Annotated in this window: 16 protein-coding genes, 2 tRNA genes and 1 pseudogene; 4 read left to right on the forward strand and 15 right to left on the reverse strand. The window is 67.0% G+C overall.

Translation table 11 applies throughout. The features are described 5' to 3' along the window. Positions 1–23 precede the first annotated feature (23 nt). From N416_RS0103660 to clpX, 6 genes and pseudogenes are all read right to left on the reverse strand, one after another. Positions 24–1,280: a trans-acting enoyl reductase family protein gene (locus N416_RS0103660; protein ID WP_024440780.1), complete on the reverse strand. Its 1,257-nt coding sequence runs from the start codon at positions 1,278–1,280 to the stop codon at positions 24–26. Between the two features lie 92 nt (positions 1,281–1,372). Beyond that, positions 1,373–1,606 (reverse strand): annotated as a pseudogene (locus tag N416_RS0103665) (transglycosylase family protein); the annotation flags it as partial. A 931-nt stretch (positions 1,607–2,537) separates the two neighbouring features. Then, the gene (gene mobA / locus N416_RS0103675; protein WP_081654439.1) at positions 2,538–3,110 is read right to left on the reverse strand and encodes a molybdenum cofactor guanylyltransferase; all 573 of its coding nucleotides are present in this window, start codon (positions 3,108–3,110) and stop codon (positions 2,538–2,540) included. Between the two features lie 4 nt (positions 3,111–3,114). Then, entirely contained in the window at positions 3,115–4,200 is a 1,086-nt protein-coding gene (locus tag N416_RS0103680; RefSeq protein WP_024440783.1) for a 2-oxoacid:ferredoxin oxidoreductase subunit beta, read from the reverse strand. Beyond that, positions 4,197–6,137 (reverse strand): 2-oxoacid:acceptor oxidoreductase subunit alpha, encoded by a 1,941-nt coding sequence (locus N416_RS0103685; protein WP_024440784.1) that lies wholly within the window; start codon positions 6,135–6,137, stop codon positions 4,197–4,199. Before N416_RS0103685 ends, N416_RS0103680 begins: the two co-directional genes overlap by 4 nt. Before the next feature lie 286 nt (positions 6,138–6,423). Next, entirely contained in the window at positions 6,424–7,707 is a 1,284-nt protein-coding gene (gene clpX, locus N416_RS0103690) for an ATP-dependent Clp protease ATP-binding subunit ClpX (protein WP_024440785.1), read from the reverse strand. Between the two features lie 265 nt (positions 7,708–7,972). On the opposite strand from clpX, the gene mmuM reads away from it, so the two are divergent. Next, complete coding sequence (gene mmuM, locus N416_RS0103695) at positions 7,973–8,905, forward strand: homocysteine S-methyltransferase (protein WP_024440786.1); 933 nt, start codon at positions 7,973–7,975, stop codon at positions 8,903–8,905. Positions 8,906–8,931: 26 nt separating this feature from the next. Here mmuM and clpP2 read toward each other — a convergent pair whose 3' ends face one another. The 4 genes from clpP2 to N416_RS0103715 form a co-directional block, all read right to left on the reverse strand. Next, positions 8,932–9,579: an ATP-dependent CLP protease proteolytic subunit ClpP2 gene (gene clpP2, locus N416_RS0103700; RefSeq protein WP_024440787.1), complete on the reverse strand. Its 648-nt coding sequence runs from the start codon at positions 9,577–9,579 to the stop codon at positions 8,932–8,934. Next, positions 9,576–10,154, reverse strand: a complete 579-nt coding sequence (locus N416_RS0103705; RefSeq protein ID WP_024440788.1) for an ATP-dependent Clp protease proteolytic subunit — start codon at positions 10,152–10,154, stop codon at positions 9,576–9,578. The genes clpP2 and N416_RS0103705 overlap by 4 nt, the downstream gene beginning before the upstream one ends. A 95-nt stretch (positions 10,155–10,249) precedes the next feature. Then, complete coding sequence (gene tig / locus N416_RS0103710) at positions 10,250–11,689, reverse strand: trigger factor (RefSeq protein ID WP_024440789.1); 1,440 nt, start codon at positions 11,687–11,689, stop codon at positions 10,250–10,252. Between the two features lie 57 nt (positions 11,690–11,746). Beyond that, a tRNA-Pro gene (locus N416_RS0103715) sits at positions 11,747–11,823 on the reverse strand. Between the two features lie 136 nt (positions 11,824–11,959). Here N416_RS0103715 and N416_RS0103720 point away from each other — a divergent pair. Together N416_RS0103720 and N416_RS0103725 are read left to right on the forward strand one after the other, a co-directional pair. Further along, positions 11,960–12,030, forward strand: a tRNA-Gly gene (locus N416_RS0103720). Positions 12,031–12,249: 219 nt separating this feature from the next. Then, positions 12,250–13,473 (forward strand): serine hydrolase domain-containing protein, encoded by a 1,224-nt coding sequence (locus tag N416_RS0103725; RefSeq protein ID WP_024440790.1) that lies wholly within the window; start codon positions 12,250–12,252, stop codon positions 13,471–13,473. Between the two features lie 548 nt (positions 13,474–14,021). Here N416_RS0103725 and N416_RS0103730 read toward each other — a convergent pair. From N416_RS0103730 to N416_RS0103745, 4 genes are all read right to left on the reverse strand, one after another. Continuing rightward, the gene (locus N416_RS0103730; RefSeq protein WP_024440791.1) at positions 14,022–14,828 is read right to left on the reverse strand and encodes an Fpg/Nei family DNA glycosylase; all 807 of its coding nucleotides are present in this window, start codon (positions 14,826–14,828) and stop codon (positions 14,022–14,024) included. 22 nt (positions 14,829–14,850) lie between these two features. Then, positions 14,851–15,330, reverse strand: a complete 480-nt coding sequence (locus N416_RS0103735; protein ID WP_024440792.1) for a ribose-5-phosphate isomerase — start codon at positions 15,328–15,330, stop codon at positions 14,851–14,853. A gap of 41 nt (positions 15,331–15,371) precedes the next feature. Continuing rightward, complete coding sequence (locus tag N416_RS0103740; RefSeq protein WP_024440793.1) at positions 15,372–15,983, reverse strand: DsbA family protein; 612 nt, start codon at positions 15,981–15,983, stop codon at positions 15,372–15,374. 79 nt (positions 15,984–16,062) lie between these two features. Next, positions 16,063–16,443 carry a DUF1304 domain-containing protein gene (locus tag N416_RS0103745; RefSeq protein WP_024440794.1) on the reverse strand — a complete coding sequence of 127 codons (381 nt, stop codon included), beginning with the start codon at positions 16,441–16,443 and terminating at the stop codon, positions 16,063–16,065. Between the two features lie 60 nt (positions 16,444–16,503). Between N416_RS0103745 and pepN the strand changes: the two genes are divergently transcribed. Next, positions 16,504–19,077, forward strand: a complete 2,574-nt coding sequence (pepN, locus tag N416_RS0103750) for an aminopeptidase N (RefSeq protein WP_024440795.1) — start codon at positions 16,504–16,506, stop codon at positions 19,075–19,077. On the opposite strand, the gene N416_RS0103755 is transcribed toward pepN, so the two are convergent. After that, a complete protein-coding gene (locus N416_RS0103755) occupies positions 19,078–19,746 on the reverse strand; it encodes a hypothetical protein (protein ID WP_231383969.1) in 669 nt (222 codons plus the stop codon). Positions 19,747–19,802: the final 56 nt, after the last annotated feature.

A 19,802-nucleotide genomic window follows, 5' to 3' on the forward strand; every position in this document is an offset into this window, starting at 1 on the left:
GGCACCGAACAATTGAGCGCCGATCAACGCAGCCGGGAGACCTCCAGGGTCACTCCCGCCGCAGGCAGTCTGGCCAGCAGCACATCGCCCATCGCGGCCGCCGGGGTGAGCACACCGTAGTGGTCCGACAGGGCGTCACGGTCCAGCGCCAGCGCCAGCGCGCTCTCGCCCAGCAGCACCGAAGTGGCCTGGTAGCCGGGGTCGCCCTGCTGCGCCATATCCGCGCGGTAGCGGGCTCCGCTGCTGGTGGTCGTATACGTCTCGATGCGGTAGTAACCGTTCTCGCGGCGGCTGCGGCTGGGCCCAGTGCCCGGCTTGGGCAACACCCGCTCCAGCAGTCCGGCCGGAACGAGCCCCAAGAGCTGGCCGCCGGCCCCGAAGGTCACCTTGCCCATCCCGGTCGCCAACCCAGACAGCACCGGTGCCGCGGCCGACGACCCAGCGCTCATGTGCTCGGCGTAGCGGAACCGGCGCCCGTAGGCCCAGTCGAGCAGTCCGTTGCTGCGTCGCACGATCCGGGTGTTGACGGGCGCCATGGCGAAGCCGGCGGTCCAGATTCCGTCCAGTTCCGGTGCGATGTCGCGACCCCGCCGCCACGACAGGTCCGGCTCGGGGCCCAGTCGGGGTTCGGCGGACCGATCGGAGCTGAGCGTGTGGGGATCGTTCAGCAGCCGTCGGGCTTCCGGGTCCTTGGCGGCAGCGCTCAGGACCTCGACCATCGAGGCCAGCGTGCCGCCGGACACCCCGGCGGAGAAACCTCGCACCACGTAGTCGGTGTCGAGCAGGTCGCCCGTGCCGTCGTCGCGGGCGGCCCGATACAGGGCATACACGCTCATGTCCGACGGAAGGGAGTCGAAGCCGCAGGCGTGCACGATACGGGCGCCGTTATCGGCGGCCTCCTTGTGGTGCCGATCGATGCTCTCCCGCACGAACAGCGCCTCGCCGGTGAGGTCCACGTAGTCGGTGCCCGCCGCGGCGCAGGCCGCGACCAGGGGCATGCCGTAGCGGGTGTAGGGGCCGACGGTGGTGATCACCACCCGGGTGCGGGCCGCCATCGCCTCCAGGGTTGCCGGTTTACCGGCGTCGGCCACCACGATCGGCCAGTCTTGGGCCGGCGATCCGAGGCCGTCGCGGACTTCACGCAGCCGTTCCGCGGAACGGCCGGCCAGCCCGATCCGGGCGGCGCCGCCGGCGCGGGCCAGATATTGGGCGGTCAGCTTCCCTGCGAAACCGGTGGCTCCATAGAGGATGATGTCGAGCTCACGAGGCGTTTCAGGCACGTCACCGACGCTACTCGGTCAGGAATGCGGTCCGACGGCGACGGCGCCGGGCTGCTCGCCCGGCGCCGTCGTCGATAGCGCGACAGGGATGGTCAGCCGCGACGGCCGCACACCGGCCAGGCACCGATGCCCTGGCTGCGCAGCACGTTCTCGGCAACCCGGATCTGCTCGGCACGGCTGGCGTTGTGCGGCATGCCGCTGCCACCGTTGGCACGCCAGGTGCCGGCATTGAACTGCAGCCCGCCGTAATAACCGTTACCGGTGTTGATCGACCAGTTGCCGCCCGACTCGCAGGCCGCGATGGCGTCCCAGTTGACGCTGTCCGCCTTAGCGGTGGCGTCGGACAGGGCGACCGCGCCGGTGATCAGGGCGCCGGCGATCGCGGCCAGCGTGAGCGGCTTGCGGACGTTCTTCAACATCGTTCCTTTCGCAACGCGCGCACCGATGTGCGCCCACTGGGTGGGTTGGCACGCCTGGGTTCCAGGCCGGAGTGGTCTTCGGGACGTGCCGTCTAGGTCAGGCACGACAGCGGGGGCAGTGCGCCCGCCGGGATGACACCCGGCACCGCGGGGGCGTTCGAGGGGCCGCCCGCGGCCCCGCTCACACGCGGTTCCGTCGATTGAATTTGTTTGCCTTGCATTAGGCGAGAGGAAACTTACGAAACGTTCATGCGACAAGTCCAACCGCATCCCGCGCATATTTCGGACAGATAACGAAACCATCACACTGTGATCGGGAATGGTTATAGCAGGTCAGCGCCGCCTTGAGCAGTTCCGCCGATGCGGCGGCACGCATCCGCGAGCGTGAGTCAGATCACGAGGTTTTTGTGGGCTGGACCACTGGAAATGAGGAGATTTGCGGGCGTCTACATCGACCGCCGCAGGGAGGATCGAATGCTACAGGAGCCTCAGCAACACCAGCTGCCCCACTTGTCGCAGGTCAGCTGACCGGAGCCGGCCGACGCACCCCGAGCAGGCGAAAGGTTCCCGGATACCGCGCTGACATGCGATTGACCAGGCGGCATTCACGCTGCAACTCAGCCCGGCCCGGCATTACTCACCCGCCGAGGCGCCAAGCCAATTGCCTTGCGCTACAAGCGGTTCCGGACCACCAGAACAGAGCGGTCACCTTTCAATGCCGCACTGTGCCAATAATTTTTCCATCTCAATACAGATAATATGACGGCATATTTCGCTATCCGTCAGTACCGAATCGTGCCGTATTTATGGTTCGAAATCATATTTGCTGATGCGCGACTCAGTGCAGCCCGCTGAGGTCGTCCGGAGAGTTGAGATTGGCCAGCGGAGACGCGTCGGACACGATGATCCGCCGGACCTCGACCACCTCGATCAACGCGCCCACTCGGCGTTCTCCGGCAGCCACCAAGTCGGCGACTGTGTCGGCCAGGGCGGTGCGATACACCGCGGCCAGATAGTGGTCTCGCTCAGCGTGCGGCAATACGACGTCGGCCGCGGAAGAAGTCAGTGCGTCGATCAAATCTGTTGTCAGAAAAGGCATGTCGACCGCGCAGACGAAGGCGCGCTGGGCGCCGGCGCGTGCCGCGGCCCGCAACCCCAGCCCGATTGCGGGCAACGGACCCAGCCCTGGCACTTCGTCGCGCAGTACCTGCGCAGCAAGCTCGGGCAGCAGCTGGCCCTCCGCGGCCACCACGAAGACGGGATCGCAACGCTGCGCCAGCACCGAGACCTGGTGTTGCACCAATGTCAGACCGACGAACCTGCCCGGCACAGTCAGCGTGGCCTTATCGCGGCCCATCCGGCGCGATGCCCCGCCGGCCAGCACGACACCGGCCAACCGACCGGCATTCATGGCGTCAGTCGACAGTCCAGGTGTCGCGACCACGCAGCAGCGCCTGGAGTGCGGCGGTGTCGTGAGCGGTCGACTGCCGGGCCTCGGCGACCTGCGCGCGAGCCAGGTCGTCGTAGGTGGGCTTGCTGACCTTGCGGAAAATGCCCATCGGGAAGTGCGACAGGTCCTGCTCCGAGAGCCGCGACAGCGCGAAGGCGTACGAGGAGTCGGCCTGCGTGGCGTCGTGCACCACGATCTGCTCGGCCGAGACATCGGCGGTCTTGGCGACCTCCAGCCCGAAACCGGACTTGATGACGCAGTACTCCCCCTCGGCGCCGAACACGATGCGCTCGCCGTGCCGGACATTGATGATGCGGCTGTCCGCACCTTCCTTGCGCAGCAGGTCGAAGGAGCCGTCGTTGAACACCGGGCAGTCCTGCAGGATCTCCACCAGCGCCGAGCCGCGGTGCTCCATCGCACCTTGCAGGACCTCGGTGAGGCCCTTGCGGTCGGAGTCCAGGGCACGCCCGACGAAGGTCGCCTCGGCGCCGATGGCCAGCGAGATGGGGTTGAACGGGTTGTCCAGCGACCCGTACGGCGTCGACTTGGTGACCTTGCCGGTCTCCGAGGTCGGCGAGTACTGGCCTTTGGTCAGGCCGTAGATCCGGTTGTTGAACAGCAGGATGGTGATGTTGACGTTGCGTCGCAGCGTGTGGATCAGGTGGTTGCCGCCGATCGACAGCGCGTCACCGTCACCGGTGATCAGGAACACCTTCAGGTCTTCGCGGGCGGTCGCCAGCCCGGTGGCGAACGTCGGGCCACGGCCGTGGATCGAGTGCACGCCGTAGGTGTTCATGTAGTACGGGAAGCGGCTCGAGCAGCCGATCCCGCTGACGAACACCACGTTCTCCCGCCGCACCCCCAGTTCAGGCAGGAAGTTGCGGACGGAGTTGAGGATGGCGTAGTCGCCACAGCCCGGGCACCAGCGCACCTCCTGGTCGGAGGTGAAGTCCTTGGACTTCTGCGGCTCGTCGGTGGTGGGGACCCCGCTCAGCGCGGTCAGTCCCAGATCGGTTCCGACAAGCGAGCCGACAGCTTCGGTGGTGGTCATGAGTTCGCTCCTGCTGTACCCGCAATGGTGACCGCCGCGGCCCTGGCCAGCGACGCCTTCTCGTTCTCCCGGTCGGCCAGCGTGCCGGCCAGCGCGTCGTCGATGATCCCCTCGACCTCATCGGCCAGGAATGCCTGGCCGGTCACCTTGGTCACCGACTGGATATCGACCAGGTAGCGGCCGCGCAGCAGCAGCGCCAACTGGCCCAGGTTCATCTCCGGCAGCACCACCTTGGGGTAGCGCCGCAGCACCTCACCCAGGTTGGCCGGCAGCGGGTTGAGGTTGCGCAGGTGCGCCTGCGCAACCTTGACGCCGCCCCGCCGGACCCGCCGGCAGGCCTCGGCGATCGGGCCGTAGGAACTGCCCCAGCCCAGCATCAGCAGCTCGGCGTCCCCGGACGGGTCGTCGACGACCAGGTCGGGAACCTTGATGCCGTCGATCTTGGCCTGACGCAGCCGAACCATCAGATCGTGGTTGGCCGGCTCGTAGGAGATCGCCCCGGAGCCGTTGGCCTTTTCCAGGCCACCGATCCGGTGCTCCAGGCCCGGGGTGCCGGGGATGGCGAACTGCCGGGCCAGGGTCTCCGGGTCGCGCGCGTACGGCGCGAAGTCCTCGCCGGCCTTGGCCAGGTTCTGGTCGATGGGCTCCATCGCGGCAACGTCCGGGATACGCCACGGCTCGGAACCGTTGGCGATCGCGCCGTCGGACAGCAGCACCACCGGGGTGCGGTAGGTCACCGCGATCCGGACCGCCTCGATGGCCGCGTCGAAGCAGTCCGACGGCGTGCACGGCGCCACAACCGCCACCGGCGACTCACCGTTGCGTCCGTAGAGCGCCTGCATCAGGTCGGCCTGCTCGGTCTTGGTGGGCAGGCCGGTGGACGGGCCGCCGCGCTGGACGTTGATCAGCAGCAGCGGCAGCTCGGTCATCACCGCCAGGCCCAGCGCCTCGGCCTTGAGCGCCAAGCCGGGACCGGACGTGCTGGTGACGCCCAGTGCGCCGCCGTACGAGGCGCCGATCGCCGCACCGATGCCGGCGATCTCGTCCTCGGCCTGGAAGGTCAGCACGTTGAAGTTCTTGTACTTCGACAACTCGTGCAGGATGTCCGAGGCCGGGGTGATCGGGTAGGTCCCCAGCACCACCTGGGTGTCGGCCAGCTGACCGGCGACGATCACGCCGTAGGCCATCGCGGTGTTGCCCGAGATCTGGCGGTACTCGCCTGCCGGCAGCTTGGCCGGGGCGATTTCGTAGGTGGTGCCGAACGCCTCGGTGGTCTCGCCGTAGTTCCAGCCCGCCTTCAGCGCCAGGACGTTGGCGTCGGCCACGTCGGGCTTCTTGGCGAACTTCTCGCGGATGAAGCGCTCGCTGCTCTCCAGCTCCCGGCCGTACATCCAGGACAGCAGGCCCAGGGCGAACATGTTCTTGGCCCGGGCGCCGTCTTTCTTGGTCGCGCCGATGGCCTCGACCGCGCCGAGCGTCAGGGAGGTCATCGCGACCGGGACCACGACGTAGTCGGAGAGTTCTTCGGTCTCCAGCGGGTTGGTCTCGTAGCCGATCTTGGCCAGATTGCGCTTGGTGAACTCGTCGGAGTTGACGATCACCATGCCGCCGCGCGGCAGGTCCCCGATGTTGGCTTTCAGCGCCGCCGGGTTCATCGCCACCAAGACGTCGGGGCGGTCACCGGCGGTGAGGATGTCGAAGTCGGCAATCTGAATCTGAAACGACGACACACCCGGCAGGGTGCCCTGAGGTGCGCGGATCTCGGCCGGGTAGTTCGGCTGGGTGGCCAGGTCGTTTCCGAACAGAGCCGCCTCAGAGGTGAAGCGATCGCCGGTGAGCTGCATACCGTCGCCGGAGTCACCGGCGAAACGGATGACGACCTTCTCGAGTTTTTGGCGACCGGGTGCCGACCCGACTCCATTACCACTCGGCCCCACGGCCCCGCCTTCCATCACTGTCCACCCGGGCCGTCCAGCACGGCTGGCGCACCCACAAGTTTTTCTGTCACTGGCAGTACCGATTATTGCACCGCTCTTATAGACCATACGACGCCACACCGTGTCGAAATTCGGGTTACTCAGTGTTAAATGTCGATGTCACACCACGGTTCGCGGTCAACTTGAGCCAGAAATGTGGTTTTCATCACGTTCACTCGCACGCCAACTCTAAGAGAAGTCGGGTACTGGCGAGTAACTTTGTGCGGCGACGAGCGCCGCCCCCGGATCAGGCGGTCTTGTCGCGACGCTCGCCGCGGGATGCCTTACGCGGCACGATGGTCGGCAACACGTTGTCCTGCACCGTTTCCTTGGTCACGACGACCTTGGCGACGTCGTTGCGGCTCGGGATGTCGTACATCACCGGTAGCAAGACTTCTTCCATGATCGCCCGCAGTCCGCGCGCGCCGGTGCCGCGGTGAATGGCCTGGTCCGCGATGGCCTCCAGCGCGTCCTGGCTGAACTCCAACTCCACCCCGTCCATCTCGAACAGTCGGGTGTACTGCTTGACGAGCGCGTTCTTGGGCTCGGACAGGATCTTGACCAGCGACTCCATGTCGAGGTTGGTCACCGAGGCCACCACCGGCAACCGGCCGATGAACTCGGGGATCAGACCGAACTTGATCAGGTCCTCGGGCATGACCTCGGCGAAGTGGTCGGTGGTGTCGATCTCGGCTTTGGACCGAACCTCCGCACCAAAGCCCAAGCCTCGCTTACCAACCCGGTCCGAGACGATCTTCTCCAAACCGGCGAACGCACCGGCGACGATGAACAGCACGTTGGTGGTGTCGATCTGGATGAATTCCTGGTGCGGGTGCTTGCGACCGCCCTGCGGCGGAACCGAGGCCTGCGTGCCCTCCAGGATCTTCAGCAGCGCCTGCTGCACGCCCTCGCCGGAGACGTCGCGGGTGATCGACGGGTTTTCGCTCTTGCGGGCGATCTTGTCGACCTCGTCGATGTAGACGATGCCGGTCTCGGCGCGCTTGACGTCATAGTCGGCCGCTTGAATCAGCTTGAGCAGAATGTTCTCGACGTCCTCACCCACGTAACCCGCTTCGGTCAGCGCGGTGGCGTCGGCGATCGCGAACGGCACGTTGAGCATCTTGGCCAAGGTCTGGGCCAGGTAGGTCTTGCCGCAGCCGGTGGGCCCGAGCATCAAGATGTTGGACTTGGTCAGCTCAACCGGCTCACCGGAGCGCGAGTCGCGGCTCTTCTCGCCGGCCTGGATGCGCTTGTAGTGGTTGTAGACGGCCACCGCCAGCGTCCGCTTAGCCGTGTCCTGGCCGATGACGTAGCCCTCCAGGAACTCCCGGATCTCAGCAGGCTTGGGCAGTTCATCGAGCTTCACGTCGTCGGCGTCGGCCAACTCCTCTTCGATGATCTCGTTGCACAGGTCGATGCACTCATCGCAGATGTATACGCCTGGACCTGCGATGAGCTTCTTGACCTGCTTCTGGCTCTTGCCGCAGAACGAACACTTCAGCAGGTCCCCGCCGTCTCCGATGCGCGCCATAGTGCGTTAGGACCTACTTCCTGTTCGCCGTCTGTCGTCGGGGTGCCGGTGTCTGCTCCGACGCTACCCGTTCATTCCGGTGCGAGGCGACCGATAAGGCCGAATCGCGTCGTTGGTATTCATCACGGGCTCCGTCTGCCTGCCCCACGAAGATATAGCCCGAGCGCCAGAGCCGGCGTGTGACGCGCTGGCGTGGCGTGAGCGTTTCGGGGGCGTTACCCGGCTGTGAGACGGGCGGAGCCTTTCCAGCTCTAGAGTGGCAAACGTGGGGTTCGCCGTGCCCGACGATACCGTGCTGGTCGCCGATGGGGGGCTGGCGACGGAACTGGAAGCCCGCGGGGCCGACCTGTCCGACCCGCTGTGGTCTGCCCGGTTGCTCGTTGAGGCACCCCGCGACATCGCGTCCGTGCATGCGGCCTTCCTGACCGCCGGCGCACAGATCGCGACGACCGCCAGCTACCAGGCAAGCTTCGAGGGGTTTGCCGCCCGCGGGATCGATCGCCGGGCAGCCGCTGGGCTGTTGCGCCGCAGCGTGGACCTGGCCCGCCAGGCCGGCGGCGAGCGTGCGCACTGGGTTGCGGCGTCGGTCGGCCCGTACGGCGCCGCTCGCGCCGACGGCTCGGAATACCGCGGCCGGTACGGACTTTCGGTCGGCCAACTGTCTGTGTGGCACCGGCCCCGGTTCGAGATCCTGGCCGACGCCGGCGCCGATCTGCTCGCGCTGGAGACCGTGCCGGACCTCGATGAGGCAGCGGCACTGGTGGGTCTGGTCCGGGAGACGGATGTGCCGGCCTGGCTCAGTTACACGATCGATGGCGCGCAAACCCGTGCCGGACAGCCCCTTGCCGAGGCCTTCGCGGTGGCCGCCGGTGTGCCGCAGATCGTCGCGGTGGGGGTCAACTGCTGCGCCCCCGAAGACGTCCTGCCGGCGATCGATATCGCCCACCAGGTCACCGGCAAGCCGGTGATCGTGTACCCCAACAGCGGTGAGCGCTGGGACTCCGGGGAGTGGGTCGGACCGAAGCGGCTCTCGCCGGCGCTGGTGCCGCAATGGGTAGCCGCCGGAGCACGCATCGTGGGCGGTTGCTGCCGGGTCAGTCCGGCCGATATCACCGCGCTGGCGGCCGAAATACGCCGACCGGCCGTATTACGCCGAACGTGCACTCAGCGCGAAAATCCCAACGGAAATTCGCGCTGAATGCACGCTCGGTGTTGCAGAAATAGCTAGGCGGTCTGCGCCGACAGCTTCCGGTACTCCAGCACGGTGTCGATGATCCCGTACTCCTTGGCCTCGACCGCGGTGAGGATCTTGTCGCGGTCGGTGTCCTTTCGGACCTGCTCGGCGTCCTTGCCGGTGTGGCGGGCCAGGGTGGACTCCATCAGGGTCCGCATCCGCTCGATCTCGGCGGCCTGGATCTCCAGATCCGAGAACTGGCCCTGGATCACTCCGGACAGCGACGGCTGGTGGATCAGCACCCGGGCGTTGGGCAGCGCCATCCGCTTGCCGGGTGTGCCCGCCGCCAGCAGCACCGCCGCAGCCGACGCGGCCTGACCCAGGCACACGGTCTGGATGTCGGCCCGCACGTACTGCATGGTGTCGTAGATCGCCATCAGCGAGGTGAAGGAACCACCCGGGGAGTTGATGTACATGGTGATGTCGCGGTCGGGGTCCAGCGACTCGAGGACCAGCAACTGGGCCATGATGTCGTTGGCCGAGGCGTCGTCGACCTGGACACCCAGGAAGATGATCCGCTCCTCGAACAGCTTGTTGTACGGGTTCGACTCCTTGACACCCCAGCTGGAGTGCTCCACGAACGACGGCAGGATGTAGCGCGCCTGCGGTGCGATGGCTCGCAAGGTTTCGGGGTTCATGATGCGGCTCCGTTGACGTGGGCGCTGGTGATGATGTGATCGACGAAGCCGTATTCCAGGGCTTCCTGGGCGGTGAACCAGCGGTCGCGGTCGGAGTCGGCCTCGATGCGCTCGATGGACTGCCCGGTGAACTCGGCGTTGAGCCGGAACATCTCCTTCTTGATGACCGCGAACTGCTCGGCCTGGATGGCGATGTCGGCGGCGCTGCCGGTCACCCCGCCCAACGGCTGGTGCATCAGGATCCGGGCGTGCGGCAGGGCGTAACGCTTGCCCTTGGTGCCCGCCGCGAGCAGGAACTCGCCCATTGAGGCGGCCATGCCCATGGCGTAGGTGGCGACGTCACAGGGCGCCAGGACCATGGTGTCGTAGATCGCCATGCCCGCGCTGATCGAACCGCCCGGCGAGTTGATGTAGAGCGAGATGTCCTTGGTCGGATCCTCGGCGGCCAACAGCAGGATCTGGGCGCACAGCCGGTTGGCGATGTCGTCGTCCACCTGCGACCCCAGGAAGATGATGCGTTCTCGCAGTAGCCGCTCGTATACCGAGTCGACGAGATTCAGTCCGGGCTGGCTCACAGTGGGATACCTGCTTTCTCGAGATTCATATGCACCGACCCTAACCAACCGGGACGGCTCAGGGCGGTCCGAACCGGCTTAGTTCGCTTACAGCGTCACTCGTCGGATGCTGCCTCGGCCTCAACGGCCTCAACCGCGTCGTCGCCTTCCTCGGCTTCCTCGGCGGCGGCCAACGCTTCGGCGGCCGCGTCGGCGGCTTCGCCGCCCTCATCCGAGTCGGTTCCGAAGAACTCGGCGGTGTCGATCGCGTTGCCCGCGGTGTCGCTGACCTCAGCCGCACGCACCGCCGCGGCCAGCGCCATGCCGCGGCGCACGTCGGCGAAGACCGCCGGCAGCTGGTTGTTCTGCTGCAGGAACTGCACCAGCTGCTGCGGCGGGATGCCGTACTGACGTGCCATCAGCACCAGGTGCTGGGTGAGGTCGTTCTGGCCTACCTGGATCTCGAGCTTGTCGCCGAGCGCGTCGAGCAGCAGCTGGGTCTTCACCGACTTCTCGGCCTCGCTGCGTGTCTCGGCGTCGAACTCGGCGCGCGAGGAGCCCTTCTCGGCCAGCGACTCGGCGAACTTGTTCTCGTCGTGGTCAAGACCATGCAGGGCGTTGTGCAGGGCGTTGTCAATGTGCGCCTGCACCACAGCCTCGGGCAGCGGCATCTCTACCTGCTCGACCAGAGTCTCCAGCGTCACCTCGCGGACCTTCTCGGCCTGCTGGATGCGCTTGGTCCGGCTCACCTGCTCGATGAGGTTCTCGCGGAGTTCGCCGATGGTGTCGTATTCGCTGGCCAGCTGCGCGAATTCGTCGTCGGCCTCCGGCAGCTCACGCTCCTTGACCGACTGAACCGTGACGGTGACCTCAGCGTCTTTACCGGCCTGCGGGCCGGCCGCGAGCTTGGTGGTGAAGGACTTGCTCTCACCGGCCGACAGCCCCACGATGGCGTCGTCGAGGCCCTCGATGAGCTGGCCCGATCCGACCTCGTGCGACAGCCCCTCGGTGGCAGCGCCTTCAACCGTCTCGCCGTCGACGGTGGCGTCCAGGTCGATCGAGACGAAGTCGCCCTTGGCGGCCGGGCGATCGACACCGGTCAGGGTGCCGAACCGGGCGCGCAGCGAGTCGAGCTCGGCGTCGACCTCGTCATCGTTGACCTCGATGGGGTCCACGGTGATCTTGAGCTGCTCCAGGTCAGGCAGCGTGATCTCCGGACGCACGTCGACCTCGGCGGTGAAGGTGATGTTCTCACCGTCGTCGAGCTTGGTGACCTCGATGTCGGGCTGACCCAGCGGCTTGAGGTCCGAGCTCGTGACCGCCTCGGTGTAGCGACTCGGCAACGCCTCGTTGACCACCTGCTGCAACACGGCGGCACGACCGAAGCGGGCCTCGATGAGCTTGGCCGGAGCCTTGCCCGGCCGGAAGCCCGGCACCCGCACCTGCTGCGCCAACTGCTTGTAGGTCCGCTCGAAGTCCGGCTTAAGCTCGGTGAACGGCACCTCAACGTTGATGCGAACCCGGGTCGGGGTCAGCTGCTCGACGGTGCTCTTCACGGGTGTACTCCTCGATATCGTTGACATGGTCGGTCGTGCCGGTGCGGCGCGCGCTGCTGGTCGGGGTGACAGGATTTGAACCTGCGGCCTTCCGCTCCCAAAGCGGATGCGCTACCAAGCTGCGCTACACCCCGCACTGACCAGGCGATCCTACGGCCCGGCATAACGGTAATCACAATGACCTGCTGCCAACGCCCCACGAAGCCACCGCGACGGGGCAATTGGATTTCGGGTCCGCCACGCCGGTACAGTCTCGCTCTAGCTGTTCATGCGGGCGTAGCTCAATGGTAGAGCCCTAGTCTTCCAAACTAGCTACGCGGGTTCGATTCCCGTCGCCCGCTCTGCGAGAACCAGCGTGGAGTCCGTCGACCTGCGATTCGACGGACTCCCGCGGGGGTTCCCCCTCGTGACCAGCAACAGGTCAGAGGCGTATGCGAACCGGGGTCGGGGGCTGCTGTACTCCCCCGTCACGGCGGACTTATCCTTCGAAGCGAGCTACGCGGGTCCGAGCGCCCCGTCGCCCCCGCGGAAGGGGATTCTCCCTAGCAGGAAGGCACGCCATGGGCGGCACACGGCACGTCCAAATACATGGGACGTGCTCCCCGCGCTTTGCGCAGGTGCGGTCCGAGTTCGAACGCAACTTCACCGAGCGCGACGAACTCGGCGCGGCCGTAGCCGCCTACGTCGACGGCGAACTCGTGGTCAATCTGTGGGCCGGCTCCGCCGACGTCGAGGGCCAGCAGCCCTGGCAGGAAGACACGCTGAGCACCGTGCTGTCGGGCAGCAAGGGCCTGACCAGCACCTGCGTGCACCGGCTCGCCGATGCCGGGGAACTGGACCTGCGGGTCCCGGTGGCCCATTACTGGCCGCAGTTCGGCCAGGCCGGCAAGGGCGACATCTCCCTGGCGATGGTGCTGGCGCACCGCTCCGGGGCGATCGGGCCGCGGGAACCGATGCACTGGCGCGACGTCACCGACTGGGATCTGGTCTGCGAGCGCCTTGCCGCCGCCGAACCGTGGTGGCGTCCCGGGACCGCGCAGGGCTACCACATGACCAGCTACGGCTTCATCATCGGCGAGGTCGTCCGGCGGGTGACCGGATTGACGGTGAGCCAGTACCTGCGCACCGAGGTCGCCGGACCGCTGGGCGCCGAGGTGCACATCGGGGTGCCGGCCGAGCAGCAGCCCTACCGCTGTGCCGACCCGGTGGGCAAGCCGACGATCCGGGAGATGCTGTCCTCGGCCGGCGCACCGAAGCGCCCGACCTCGTTGGACGACCACCCCAAGGCGGGACTGGCGGTGGCGATGGGATTCGCTCCCGACGACGAGATCGCCACCAACGACCTGACGCTCTGGCGTCAGCTGGAGTTTCCCGGCACCAACGCCCAGGTCTCTGCCCTGGGCATGGCCACGTTCTACAACGCACTGGTGCAGGAGAAGCTGCTCAGCCGGCCCGCCATGGACCGTCTGCGGGTACTGCAGGGCGGCACCGAAACCGACCTGGTGCTCGGCCCCCGAGTCGCCGAGCACGGGTGGGGCATGGGCTACATGCTCAACGCCCAAGGCGTCAATGGACCCAATCGGCGGATCTTCGGTCACGGCGGCCTCGGCGGGTCGTTCGCGTTCGCCGATCTGGAGCACCGGATTGGCTACGGCTACGTGATGAACCGGTTCGACCACACCCAGGCCAATGCCGACCCGCGCAGCGTGGTGCTCTCCAACGAGATCTACCGGGCACTCGGGGTGCCGCTTCGGCCCCGACGCGAGGGGATCTACGACGACTAACGGAACATCCGTACCGTACGTCCGGGGACTTGACGACCGAAACCCACCACACCTGGCCCAACTACCCGCATGGTGCGCCAGGACCGCTGCACGGGCATATCACCCGTTCCCCATTCCTGCCAACACAGTTCGTTGGGTCGAATGCCGGTGCTGGTCGCGGTGTATCGGCCGGCGGAGGCGCGCTCGCCTTCTCTGCGCACATGAGATGTGCAATCAGACTGCGCGAGGATCTGGCCATACAGTCCTCATACGGCCCGGCCTGAGCCTGCGGCGCTAGTACGACGGTGAGCGCTGCCACTGCAGCCAAGCCCAAAGTGCCATAGATTTTTCGCATCCCTTAACGAGTCTCCTTTTGGCTGCCTAGCTGGTGCGCCCACCCACGGCTTGCGTCTCGTTCACACTACCCATTTACGTCGACCAATGTGCGATTTTATGCACTTTTAGTCGCTTTTGTCGCCTTCGGGCCCCGCAATCCCGGGTTCAAGTCCCGTCATCGGCTCCGCGTTCGTCCAGAGGCGCTAGCCCGATCAGCCAGGGCGGTGGTCCGCCTAGCCCGACTGACAGGACGGACACCAGAACACATTGCGGCCCTCAAGTTCAGCGGTCCGCACGGCAGTCCCGCACACCCGGCACGGGTCGCCGGCGCGGCGGTAGACGTAGGTGCGAGGCTTGCCGGCCGCGTACGCCGGTGCGCCGTGGTCATCCTCGGGCCGGACGACGACGATGCTGCCGCGACGCAGCCCGACCTTCATCAGCGCCACCAAGTCGGCCCAGATCTCGGCGAAGTCCGCTTCGCCGATCTGCACACCGGGCCGGTAGGGGTCGATCCGGTGCCGGAACAGCACCTCGCTGCGGTAGACGTTGCCGACCCCGGCCAGCACCGACTGGTCCATCAGCAACGCAGCAATAGTCTTGCGGGACTTGGTAATTCGCTTGAAAGCAAGCGACGGATCGGCGTCACCGCGCAGCGGGTCGGGTCCCAGCCGCGCGATCACGTCGGCGACTTGGGCCTCGTCGACCACCTCGCATGCGGCCGGACCACGCAGATCGGTGCCGTAATCGGCGCCCACCATCCGCATCCGCACCTGGCCGACCGGTTCGGGCAGGCCGCCTTCAGAAAGGTCGAACTCGGTGAAGTGGCCGTAGATCCCCAGGTGCACATGCACGATCGGCCCGCGCCCGTAGTGGTGGAACAGGTGCTTGCCCCACGCCTCGGCACGCAGCAGGGGCTGCCCGTCGACTACGGCGGCGCCGGATTCGAAGCGACCCTGCGGGCTGGACACCGCGACCGGCGCCCCGGCGAAGCGGCGCTGATGGAGCCGGGCCAGCCGGTGCAGGATGTGCCCCTCCGGCATGTCAGACCAGTCTGTGCCGACGTCAGGCGGGCGCGCCGGGCACCGGTGGTGCCTCGTGGGTGCGCTCGTAGGCAGCCAGGATGTCGATGCGCCGCTGGTGGCGTTCGGCCTCCGACCACGGGGTGCTCAAGAACGCGTCGACGATGGCGAGCGCTTCAGCGGTGGTGTGCATCCGGCCGCCGATGCCGATCAGCTGGGCGTTGTTGTGTTCCCGGGCCAGCTGCGCGGTTTCGGTGCTCCAGGCCAGGGCACACCGCGCCCCCGGCACCTTGTTGGCGGCGATCTGTTCGCCGTTGCCAGACCCGCCGATCACGATGCCGAGGCTCTCGGGGTCGGCCACCGTGCGGGCCGCCGCCGCGATGCAGAACGCTGGGTAGTCGTCCTCGGCGTCGTAGCTGAAGGCCCCGCAGTCGACCGGCTCATGGCCGGCCTTCTTCAGGTGCTCGACGATCGTTTCTTTGAGTTCGTAGCCGGCATGGTCGCAGCCGAGGTAGACGCGCATGGCGTCATTGTCTCAGACCCGGTCTGCTCCCCCGCCAGCCGTCAGTCGAACTCCGGCGCCTCGCCCCGGGTGCGCTTGAGCTCCCAGAAATGCGGGTAGGACGCAAAGGTCACCGACGCATCCCACAGCTGGCCCGCCTGCTCGCCGCGTGGAATGCGAGACAGCACGGGCCCGAAGAATGCCACCCCGTTGACGTGGATCGTTGGGGTCCCGACATCCTTGCCCACGGCGTCCATCCCGGCGTGGTGGCTCGCACGCAGCGCCTCGTCGTAGGCGTCGCTGGTGGCAGCGTCGGCCAATTCGGCCGGCAGACCTACCTCGGCCAGCGCGCCGGCGATGACGTCCGGGAAGTCCTTGTTGTTCTGGTTGTGGATCCGGGTTCCCATCGCGGTGTACAGCGGCCGCAGGATCTCGTTGCCGCGCAACTGTTCGGCGGCGATCGCCACCCGCACCGGACCCCACGCATGCTTGAGACCCTCGCGGTACTGCTCGGGAAGGTCATCGCGTCCCTCGTTGAGAACGGCCAAGCTCATCACGTGGAAGGTGACGTCGATGTCACGGACCTTCTCGACCTCCAGGATCCACCGGGAGGTGATCCAGCACCACGGGCACAGCGGGTCGAACCAGAACTCGGCTTGCGATTTCACGGGCATGGGCGATCCTCTCAGCCAACAATGGACACGTCTGGAACGTCTCAACGCGGTACCGGGCACATCTATGCCCACCGCACGGTTACAGGCTCAGGGCCAGCAGCGCGACCGCGACTGCCGGGAAAGCACCCTGCACGACCGCGGCGCGGGCCTTGTCGGGCGACGACGCCACCAGAACCAGCGCCGCGGCCAGCATGGACCCCACGCCGGCGAAGATCAGCGCATGCCCAACGGCGATGTGGTCCAACGAGAACGCGGCGATGCCGACCACCGTGACGATGGCCAGGAACAGGTTGTAGAAACCTTGGTTGAAGGCCAGCGTCTTGGTGGTTTCGGCTTCGGCGACGGTGGTGCCGAAGAGGGCCCGAGTGCGCGGTGAGGTCCAACTCAGCGACTCGAGCGCGAAGATGTAGACGTGCAACACCGCGGCCAGCGCGGCGAAGGTCAGACCGGCCATGTGCATGGCCTCATTAAACTCGGTCCGGAGCCCGCCCGCACGGTCCTGCGGCTACTGTTGGCGGGCGTGGCACTTCCTAACCTCACCCGCGACCAAGCCGCCGAACGGGCCGCTTCGGTCACCGTCGTCAACTACCGGATCGCCCTGGACCTGACCGATGGCAGCGGCAACCCGGGCGAGCGCACATTCCGCTCCACCACCGTCGTCACCTTCGACGCGCTGGCCGGCAGCGACACCGTCATCGACATCGCCGCCGAGACGATCCACAGCGCCACCCTCAACGGCCACCCGCTCGATGTCTCGGCCTACGACGAGTCGGTCGGCATCGCGCTGAGCGGCCTGGCCAAGCACAACACCGTCGAGATCGACGCGCAGTGCTACTACTCCAACACCGGGGAGGGCCTGCATCGCTTCGTCGACCCGGTCGACGACGAGGTGTACCTGTACTCGCAGTTCGAAACCGCCGACGCCAAGCGGATGTTCGCCTGCTTCGACCAGCCCGACCTCAAGGCCAGCTTCGACATCACCGTCACCGCGCCGTCGCACTGGCAGGTGATCTCCAACGGCGCCACGAGTTCCGTGCGCGACGGCGTGCACACCTTCAAGACCACACCCAAGATGAGTACCTATCTGGTTGCGCTGATCGCCGGGCCCTATGCGCGTTGGGACGACGTCTATCGCGACGAGCACGGCGAGATTCCGCTGGGCCTGTTCTGCCGGGCATCGCTGGCCCAGCACATGGACGCCGAGCGGCTCTTCACCGAGACCAAGCAAGGATTCGGCTTCTACCACAACAACTTCGGCGTGCCCTATGCCTTCGGCAAGTACGACCAGCTGTTCGTGCCGGAGTTCAACGCCGGCGCCATGGAGAACGCCGGAGCGGTGACGTTCCTGGAGGACTACGTCTTTCGCAGCAAGGTGACCCGGGCGTCTTATGAGCGGCGCGCCGAGACCGTGCTGCACGAGATGGCACACATGTGGTTCGGCGACCTGGTCACCATGCGCTGGTGGGACGACCTGTGGCTTAACGAGTCATTCGCGACGTTCGCCTCGGTGCTGTGCCAAAGCGAGGCAACCGAATACACCAGCGCCTGGACCACCTTCGCGAACGCGGAGAAGTCCTGGGCTTATCGCCAAGACCAGCTGCCGTCGACGCACCCGATAGCCGCCGACATCCCTGACCTGGCCGCCGTGGAGGTCAACTTCGACGGGATCACCTACGCCAAAGGCGCTTCGGTGCTCAAGCAGTTGGTGGCCTATGTCGGTCTGGAGCACTTCCTGGCGGGCCTGCGCGACTACTTCGCCGCGCACGCCTTCGACAACGCCACCTTTGACGACCTGCTCGCGGCGCTGGAGAAGGCATCCGGCCGGGATCTGTCCGACTGGGGCCGGCAGTGGCTGAAGACCACCGGACTGAACACCCTGCGGGCGGACTTCGATACTGAAGACAATGGCGGCGGAACCGTTTTCACCCGATTCGCGGTGACGCAGGGCGGCGCTGCCCCGGGTGCCGGTGAGACGCGGGTGCACCGGTTGGCCATCGGCATCTACGACGACGACCCGGCCGGTTCCGGCCGGTTGGTGCGGGTGCACCGCGAGGAGCTGGACATCGAGGGGCCCAGCACGGAAGTGCCCGGCTTGGTCGGAGTTTCGCGCGGCAAGCTGATCCTGGTCAATGACGACGACCTGACCTACTGCGCGCTGCGGCTGGACCCGGAGTCACTGGCCGCCGCGACGGAGCGCATCGCCGATATCGCCGAGCCGTTGCCGCGGACCCTGGTGTGGTCGGCGGCCTGGGAGATGACGCGCGAGGCTGAGATGCGCGCCCGGGACTTCGTGGCACTGGTGCAGCGCGGCATCGGCGCCGAGACCGAGGTCGGCGTCGCTTCGCGGCTGCTGCTGCAGGCGCAGACCGCGCTGGGGTTCTACGCCGAGCCGGGCTGGGCCGCAGAGCAGGGTTGGCCGGCTTTCGCCGACCGGCTGCTGGAGCTGGCCCGCGAGGCCGATCCCGGCTCCGATCACCAGCTGGCGTATCTCAACGCGCTGTGCACCTCGGTGCTCGCCGAACGGCACATCACGGTGCTGGCCGCGCTGCTGGACGCCGACCCGGCCGTCCAGGGGCTGGCCGGGTTGGCCGTCGACACCGACCTGCGCTGGCGGATCGTGGTGGCGCTGGCCCGCGGCGGTGCGCTGGACGCTGCGGCGATCGACGCGGAGATCCGGCGCGACCCCACCGCGGCCGGCCAACGCCAAGGCGCTCAGGCGTCGGCGGCCCGACCGCAGCCCGCCGTCAAGGAAGCGGCCTGGCAGCAGGTGATCGAGGACGACACGTTGGCCAACATCACCGGTCGCGCGATCATCGGCGGGATCGTGCAGCCCGGCCAGGGTGAGCTGTTGGCGCCGTTCACCGCGCGCTACTTTCAGGCGATCTCCGGGGTGTGGGAGCGGCGTTCCAGCGAGGTGGCGCAGACCGTGGTGATCGGCCTGTACCCCGGGTGGGATGTCAGCCAGGCCGGGTTGGACGCCGCCGACGCGTTCCTGGCCGACCCTTCGGTCCCGCCGGCGCTGCGGCGGTTGGTCACCGAGGGCCGGGCCGGGGTGGAGCGGTCGCTGCGGGCGCGCACCTTTGATACCGCTTGATCAGCGGTATCCTCCGTCGCTGAGTCCGGCGTCCTTCTCGAAACTGTTGACACCGCCGAAGATTCGCGCCCTCGCCTCCTCGGCGAGGTAACGCGCGGGCATCCGAACCGGTCCCAGCGCAGCCCACTGCTGGGCGTGGATCTCTTCGTGGTGGAGCAGCGCGTCCAGGCTCGGTCCACCAGGGCCGAGCCGCCCTGATTCAACGATCTCGCGCAGCCGCCCGGCGGGATCGAAGACTTGCTCGGTGTTGACCAGGAACAGATCACCCCACATGGTGCCGCCGCGGTGGCTGAACGAACCGTGAATGCGGTTGCCGCCCACCACCATCAGCACGCCGTTGGGGGTGGCGGCCACGCAGCCGCCGGTGTTGCAGATGCCTCGGACCACCGCATAGCTCCAGCGGTTCGCCCGCTGACGGTCAATGATCCGCCGCAGCTCGGCGGCACCGTACAGCGTCTCGGAAAAGTCACTGCGAGCACCGCCCCGGCCGTAACCGGTGCCCGCATTGAGCAGGTAAGTCAGCAGCACCGCGCGCCGCACGGCATCGCCGCCGGCTGTCCGGGGAATGATGAAGAAGCTCTTACCATCCGGGTCGGTGATCTGCTCCATCACGTCCAGAGCCCGGAAGCTGTCCCGCGTAAGGCCCTGCTCGCGCACGATTTCGGTCACCGCCCGCGGTCCGACAGCGCGCCGGTCGAGGTTCGCCAGCCAAGCCCGGTGCGCTG

It is taken from the genome of Mycobacterium sp. UM_WGJ, assembly GCF_000455125.1.
Classification (GTDB): domain Bacteria; phylum Actinomycetota; class Actinomycetes; order Mycobacteriales; family Mycobacteriaceae; genus Mycobacterium.